Source organism: Bhargavaea massiliensis, assembly GCF_050480245.1.
Lineage (GTDB): Bacteria > Bacillota > Bacilli > Bacillales > Anoxybacillaceae > Anoxybacillus.
Window position 1 is genome coordinate 59,957 of the sequence record NZ_JBCNEQ010000025.1, and the last position, 6,843, is coordinate 66,799.

Consider the following 6,843-nt stretch of genomic DNA (forward strand, 5'->3'; position numbering starts at 1 on the left):
ATGTATAATATTGATGATGTACATAGTAGTTGAACGTCTTTGGAGGGACTTTTTGTGAAAACGACGATTGCAGAAGTACATAAGTATGTAGGACAAGAAGTAACGATTGGCGCTTGGCTAGCGAACAAGCGCTCAAGCGGAAAAATCGCTTTTTTACAATTGCGCGATGGAACAGGCTTTATTCAAGGGGTTGTTGAAAAAGCACAAGTGAGCGACGACGTATTTCAAGCCGCTAAAAGCATAACACAAGAAAGTTCGCTATATGTCACAGGTGTTGTGCGTGAAGATGCCCGTTCACCGTTTGGATACGAACTTTCTGTCACAAATATTGAACTTATTCATATGGCTGTTGATTATCCAATTACACCAAAAGAGCATGGGATCGAATTTCTAATGGATCATCGCCATTTATGGCTCCGTTCAAAACGGCAACATGCGATTATGAAAATTCGCAATGAAGTCATTCGGGCGACGTATGAATTTTTCAATGAAAATGGCTTTGTGAAAGTGGACCCGCCAATTTTAACAGGAAGTGCACCAGAAGGAACGACAGAATTGTTCCATACGAAATATTTTGATGAAGATGCGTATCTTTCACAAAGTGGACAACTATATATGGAAGCGGCAGCGATGGCGCTTGGCAAAGTATTTTCGTTCGGGCCAACGTTCCGCGCGGAAAAATCAAAAACGCGCCGCCATTTAATTGAGTTTTGGATGATTGAGCCAGAGATGGCGTTTTATCAATTTGAAGATAACTTACAAGTACAAGAACAATACGTTTCTCATATTGTGCAGTCAGTATTGAAAAATTGCCAACTAGAACTAAAAACGCTCGGTCGTGATACGTCTAAGCTAGAAAATGTCAAGCCGCCATTTGCGCGCATTACGTATGATGAAGCGATTCAGCTTCTTCATGAGAAAGGATTTGACGACATTCAATGGGGCGATGATTTTGGCGCTCCGCATGAAACTGCCATTGCGGAAAGCTTCGATAAGCCGGTATTTATTACGCATTATCCAACGACATTAAAGCCGTTTTATATGCAGCCAGATCCAAACCGTCCTGAAGTCGTTCTTTGCGCTGATTTAATCGCTCCAGAAGGATACGGCGAAATTATTGGTGGATCGGAGCGCATTCACGATTATGATTTATTAAAACAACGGTTAGAAGAACATCAATTGTCGCTTGATGCATATAAATGGTATTTAGAGCTTCGCCAATACGGCTCTGTGCCACACTCTGGTTTCGGATTGGGGCTTGAACGGACAATTGCTTGGATTTGCGGTGTCGAACACGTGCGTGAAACGATCCCATTCCCGCGTTTATTAAATCGTTTATATCCATGATGATGAAATCCCCCGTGCGTACACATGGGGGATTTGTTTTATGGTATAATAGGGCGTGAGGTGTTTGATATGGATAATGAAATGATTCGCTTTTTTCGCGAAGGAAGTATTGCGATTCCACGGTTATTATTAACGAGCTATAAAACGCTTGGGTTAAATGAAACAGAATTTATGCTGCTTTTACACATTCATTCGTTTCTTGAGCAAGGAGTTTCATTTCCGACCCCAGATGAAATTGCTGCACGAATGACCATTTCCTCAGAAGTGTGCATGCAACAATTGCGAAAGCTTGTTCAAAGAGGGTTTTTAGCGATTGAAGAACGCATGGACAACAATATTCGCAGCGAATGTTACTCGCTTGATCCGCTTTGGGAAAAGCTTATTCGCACCGTCTTTCAAGATCGGAAACAAGAGGAACAGCAAGAAGAACAATTGTATACTGTTTTTGAACATGAGTTTGGCCGTCCGCTTTCACCGATGGAATGTGAAACGTTGGCGATGTGGATGGATCAAGATGAACATGATCCGCTCATCATTAAAGCAGCATTGCGTGAGGCTGTCTTATCAGGAAAATTAAATTTCCGCTACATCGACCGCATTTTGTTTGAATGGAAAAAGAATGGAATTAAAACAATTGAACAAGCGCAACAGCATGCAAAAAAGTTTCGCAAACATCAAGTGAAGCAAGACCAACCATATAAACCAACCGTTCCGATTTATAATTGGCTTGAACAGTCGTAGAAAGGATGGTTACATGCTAACGAAGCAACAAATTCGCTACTGTTTAGATGAGATCGCAAACATGTTTCCGAACGCTCATTGTGAGCTTGTTCATCGCAATCCGTTTGAACTATTAATCGCCGTTGTTTTATCGGCTCAATGCACAGATGCGCTCGTCAATAAAGTGACGAAGCAACTATTTGAAAAATATAAAACACCGGAAGATTATGTATCCGTTTCGTTAGAGGAGCTCCAACAAGACATTCGTTCCATCGGATTATACCGGAATAAAGCGAAAAACATTCAGCAACTATGTCGTATATTACTAGAGCAATATAACGGGGAAGTGCCACAAAGTCGTGACGAACTAATGAAGCTCCCGGGCGTTGGGCGCAAGACGGCAAACGTTGTCGTCTCTGTCGCATTCGGCGTTCCAGCCATTGCTGTAGATACGCACGTCGAACGAGTCAGTAAACGACTTGGGATTTGCCGTTGGAAAGATTCGGTGTTAGAAGTAGAAGAGACGTTGATGAGAAAAATTCCGAAAGAAGAATGGTCGGTGACCCATCATCGCCTTATTTTTTTTGGGCGCTATCACTGTAAAGCACAATCGCCAAAATGTGACATTTGCCCACTTCTTCATCTTTGTCGCGAAGGAAAAAAACGGATGAAAGGGAAGAGGTAAATGATCATTCAAAAAACGTTTCAACATCCGCTTTTTTTTACGACCGATACAATGGACGTTCCTACGTTCCAACCGTTTCCGATGATGATGAAGCATGTGCCATTTTACTACGATATGACACAAGAGGAGAAGCCGTGGCAACAAAAAGAACAGTCTCTTCCCGCTATATTTCAGCTTTGGGAGGAAGAAAAACGTGAGCTCGCTCCGTTATTTGCTGCACGTCAACCGAAACAAGCAAAAGATGGGATGGTTCGTGGGCTAAGCTATTTTTTATGTGCGCTACATTGGCTCAATGAACGAGCAGTAAGTGACATATGCCATTGGGAAAAGGAAGTGGGGTCGCTCCCGCTCAGCCCGTTAAATGTCGTTGATCGGCTTTCGTTTATTTTTGCTCGTCCGATCCTTCATCATTCTTTTGTTCAATTAGATGAACTATTTACCGAACTCATGAAGCTATTTTATAAACAAATGGCTCAACAAAAAAGAGACTGAGAATTGCACTCAGTCTCTTTTCTCATGTTATTATTGACGATTTGTTGTCCCGTCATTGTTTCCATTTCGTTGTTGATTGTTTGCTCCCGACGAATTTGTTGATGAATTGTTATTTGGGTTTGTCGGATTTGTCGGGTTTGTTGGTGTTTCCGGATTGTTTGGGTTTGGCTCGGTCGGATTTGTTGGTGTTCCCGGATTGTTCGGACTTGGCTCGGTTGGATTTGTCGGGCTTGTCGGTTCTTCCGGGGTTTCTTCGTTTCCCGGTTGTTCAGGCTCTTCATTTTCGTCTAGTTCTTCTGATTCATTTGGTTGCTCAGGCTCTTCTTTTGGAATTTGCACAAGTGCCGTAGCTGGTGCGCTTTGCGTTCCATCTGCCGTGACGGCATATACTTCAAACAAGTACACGGAGCCTTCTTTTGCTTCGACGGTAAGTTGTGAATCTTTTGTCGTTGCAATAACGGTCGGCTTACCACCGTCTACTGTTTGACGCACTTCAAACGATACATCTTGTTCAGGATCGATCGTATACGACCATGATAACGAAATCGTTTGTGACGTCGGATCGTATTGTGCTCGTAAGTCTTTTACCGGTTCGACGACTTCTGGTTTATCTTCAGCTACTTCTGTTGGTTCTCCGTAACCGCGAACAAAATATTCGTACGTAATTTCACTTTTTGGCGTATGTTCGTTTGCTAGTTTTGGCGGATTTGTTCCTTTTTTCACAGCTAGCTTAACAACACTTTTCGGCTGTTTAAAGTCACCGCCGCTGCCGTCATCGACGTGAGAAATGACGCGTTTAAACAACTGTTTGGCGTATTGTTGTTCTCGTTTTGATAAATATGCTTCGCTGCTTTTTTTACTAAAACCGGTCCAAATCGCCGCTGTATAGTTTGGCGTATAGCCGACAAACCAGCTGTCGGGTACGGCACCTTTCTGAAGACCGTATTTTCGACGATCTTTTTCATCATAGTTTGTCGTTCCGGTCTTTCCAGCGATATGAAGCCCTGGTACGTTCGCTGCTGTCCCTGTTCCTGACTGAACGACAGTTTTTAACATATCGGTAATCATAAACGCCGTATAGTCTTTCATCGCCACCTTTGGTTCTGGGCGAAGATCCATTTCTGTTCCATCTGGAAACACGACTTTTTTTACGGCATGTGGTTCAATGTAAGTGCCACCGTTTCCGAATGCGCTATATGCGCCGGCCATTTGTAATGGAGATACCCCTTTGTCGACGCCGCCGATCGCATATGCTTCGTGCATTTCTTTAAAGCCCATGCCAAGTTTATTTGCAAATTGCTTTGCTCGCTCTAAGCCGACTTCTTGAAGCGCTTTTAAGGCAGGGATGTTGCGGGAACGAGCAAGCGCTGTTCGCATCGACATTTGTCCTTCGTATTTGCCGTCCCAGTTTTTGATTGGCGTTCCATCTGAGTATTGGTACGGTTCATCTTTTAATTGATGGTACGTCGACCATTTTAAATATTCGATCGCTGGACCGTAATCGACAATCGGTTTAATGGTTGAACCAGGTTGTTTCCGTGTATCTGTAGCGTAGTTGAATCCGAACGTTACCCCTTCTTCTTTTTTGCGACCGCCGCCAAGCGCCCGAATTTCGCCTGTTTTCGTATCTACGACCGCAATACCAGCTTGAAAATCAGCTTTATTTGTACGAATGACTTCATCGGAATTCAATAAATTCTCTACATATGATTGAGCGTTCGGATCTAATGTTGTATAAATATGCAATCCTGCAGTGAACACGTCAAGACCTGTTTTTTCTGTCACTTCATCAATGACTTGATCAATAAATGAGTCGTATGGAATATCACTTTGCTGCTTATTTTCTGTTAATAACGACTGTACGGGCACTTTTTTCGCTTCTTCCGCTTCTTCTTTCGAAATAAACCCGTGTTCAGCCATAAGCGACAATACTGTATTTCGCCGCTTTTCCGCCGCTTCAGGATGCGTAAACGGATTGTAATTGTTCGGGCTTTGTGGAATGCCGGCGAGCAATGCCGCTTCTGGAAGCGTCAATTTCGATAAATCGCTTTTGCCAAAGTACGTTTCCGCTGCTTTAGCTACACCGTACGCCCGATTTGAGTAATAAATTTTGTTTAAATACATTTCTAAAATTTCATGTTTTGAGTATTTTTGCTCTAACTGAATGGCGAGCCATAGCTCTTGCACTTTTCGTTTCAACGTCTTTTCAGGCGTTAAAAAGGAAAGTTTTACGACTTGTTGGGTAATTGTACTTCCACCTTCAGCGCCAAATCCTTCGCGAATGTTTGCTAAAACGGCTCCGAAAAAGCGCACAATATCAAACCCATGATGTTCGTAAAAGCGGGCATCTTCTGTAGCGAGCACAGCTTCTTCAAGCACTTTCGGAATATCGTTATACGACACGTAAATGCGTTTTTGTTGCCCTAGCTCTGCCACTTTTTTACCGTTCACGTCGTACACGACTGAGGCTAAAGGGTCGCGCAGCAACGTTTCATCGAGTGGCGGTGCATCTTTAATCATCCAAGCAAATGCTGCGACACCTGAAAACATGCCAATCGTCATGATCAACAGTATAATAAGCATAATTTTTTTCACCATTGAACGCCCTCGCTCACGCGGACGTTGTTTTTTTTGTTCCGATTGTTTTCGTTCTGTTCGTGAACGATAATTCGCCATATCGTTCCCCCTATTCTAAAAATATAGTTTGTCCACTATTTGAATATAATCAATTCGTGGATGATAGCCAAGCGGAATGAGATGACCGTGTCGTTCGATTTCCGCTTTTGTCATCGATTTTCGCCCACCTTGTTGCTTGCGCTCCCAATATTCAAGGAGGTGATGTGCGTCGAGTAAATACGTTTCATCGAGCGTCGTAAAACGCAAAATCACGAAGCAAATGGCTCCGTGGGCTAATACTTGCTTCATATGCTCGATTTGGTGATCGTGAAAATTTTGAAGCGGGAACGAGGTACGATTCCGCGTTTCTTTCGCTTCAAAGTCGATATATTTCCCACGGTATACCCCATTATAGTCCGTCGTTGACGGTTGCTTAAAATACGCTTCTTTAATGACGGCAGCGCTTCGCTTCGGGTAATCGACGCGCACAATTTGCATCGGCGTCGGTTTTTTATGAATGACAGCAATGCCGTGAGCTAAGTAATAGGCGTTTGTTTCGTTTAAATCTGCCTCGAGCGTCATTCCGCGATTTCCATACGTTTCCGCAGCGCTAGCACGCAACGTGCGTTCATCTTCTTTTTTCTCATACGCTCGCCCATTCGGATATTTAAACATATCATCCCCCCTTGAATGTTCACCATTATACCATATGTTTCGGTTGTTCGTCATTTGCTCGAAAATTAGAAAAAGAAAGATGTTTTAACATGAAAATAGGAAGGTGATATAAATATTTTGTGTATATGTATATTCAAAAATTCGAATATACAAAAAAGTCGAGGCGCTGTTTGAAGCGGTTTCAAGGATACACCGTGGCTCATTTTCAAAAAGATTTAATTGATGCGATTTCTATTTTAGATAAAATGAATGAAGAGAAAGAGACAGGGGGAACGTGATCCCCTGTCTCTTTTAGTGTGCTCGGCATG

6 protein-coding genes are annotated in these 6,843 nt (G+C 42.9%); 4 read left to right on the top strand and 2 right to left on the bottom strand.

The window, feature by feature from the left end; all coding sequences use genetic code 11:
* Positions 1 to 54: 54 nt before the first annotated feature.
* The 4 genes from asnS to ABEV15_RS06735 all read left to right on the top strand — a co-directional run bounded on the left by asnS (position 55) and on the right by ABEV15_RS06735 (position 3,244).
* Entirely contained in the window at positions 55 to 1,347 is a 1,293-nt protein-coding gene (gene asnS / locus ABEV15_RS06720; RefSeq protein WP_429630526.1) for an asparagine--tRNA ligase, read from the top strand.
* Positions 1,348 to 1,416: 69 nt separating this feature from the next.
* Positions 1,417 to 2,088, top strand: coding sequence for a DnaD domain-containing protein (locus ABEV15_RS06725; RefSeq protein WP_498852735.1), 672 nt, complete (start codon positions 1,417 to 1,419; stop codon positions 2,086 to 2,088).
* A 13-nt stretch (positions 2,089 to 2,101) separates the two neighbouring features.
* Positions 2,102 to 2,752, top strand: coding sequence for an endonuclease III (gene nth, locus ABEV15_RS06730; protein WP_429630522.1), 651 nt, complete (start codon positions 2,102 to 2,104; stop codon positions 2,750 to 2,752).
* A complete protein-coding gene (locus tag ABEV15_RS06735; RefSeq protein ID WP_429630520.1) occupies positions 2,753 to 3,244 on the top strand; it encodes a YpoC family protein in 492 nt (163 codons plus the stop codon).
* Positions 3,245 to 3,274: 30 nt separating this feature from the next.
* On the opposite strand, the gene ABEV15_RS06740 is transcribed toward ABEV15_RS06735, so the two are convergent.
* Entirely contained in the window at positions 3,275 to 5,920 is a 2,646-nt protein-coding gene (locus tag ABEV15_RS06740) for a transglycosylase domain-containing protein (RefSeq protein ID WP_498852736.1), read from the bottom strand.
* A 15-nt stretch (positions 5,921 to 5,935) separates the two neighbouring features.
* Positions 5,936 to 6,535, bottom strand: a complete 600-nt coding sequence (recU, locus tag ABEV15_RS06745; protein ID WP_429630516.1) for a Holliday junction resolvase RecU — start codon at positions 6,533 to 6,535, stop codon at positions 5,936 to 5,938.
* Positions 6,536 to 6,843 lie beyond the last annotated feature (308 nt).

Bases quoted from the DNA above. Each gene is read 5' to 3' on its own strand.
- ABEV15_RS06740 (WP_498852736.1), bottom strand. From the start codon at position 5,920: ATGGCGAATTATCGTTCACGAACAGAACGAAAACAATCGGAACAAAAA.
- nth (WP_429630522.1), top strand. From the start codon at position 2,102: ATGCTAACGAAGCAACAAATTCGCTACTGTTTAGATGAGATCGCAAAC.
- ABEV15_RS06735 (WP_429630520.1), top strand. From the start codon at position 2,753: ATGATCATTCAAAAAACGTTTCAACATCCGCTTTTTTTTACGACCGAT.
- ABEV15_RS06725 (WP_498852735.1), top strand. From the start codon at position 1,417: ATGGATAATGAAATGATTCGCTTTTTTCGCGAAGGAAGTATTGCGATT.
- recU (WP_429630516.1), bottom strand. From the start codon at position 6,535: ATGTTTAAATATCCGAATGGGCGAGCGTATGAGAAAAAAGAAGATGAA.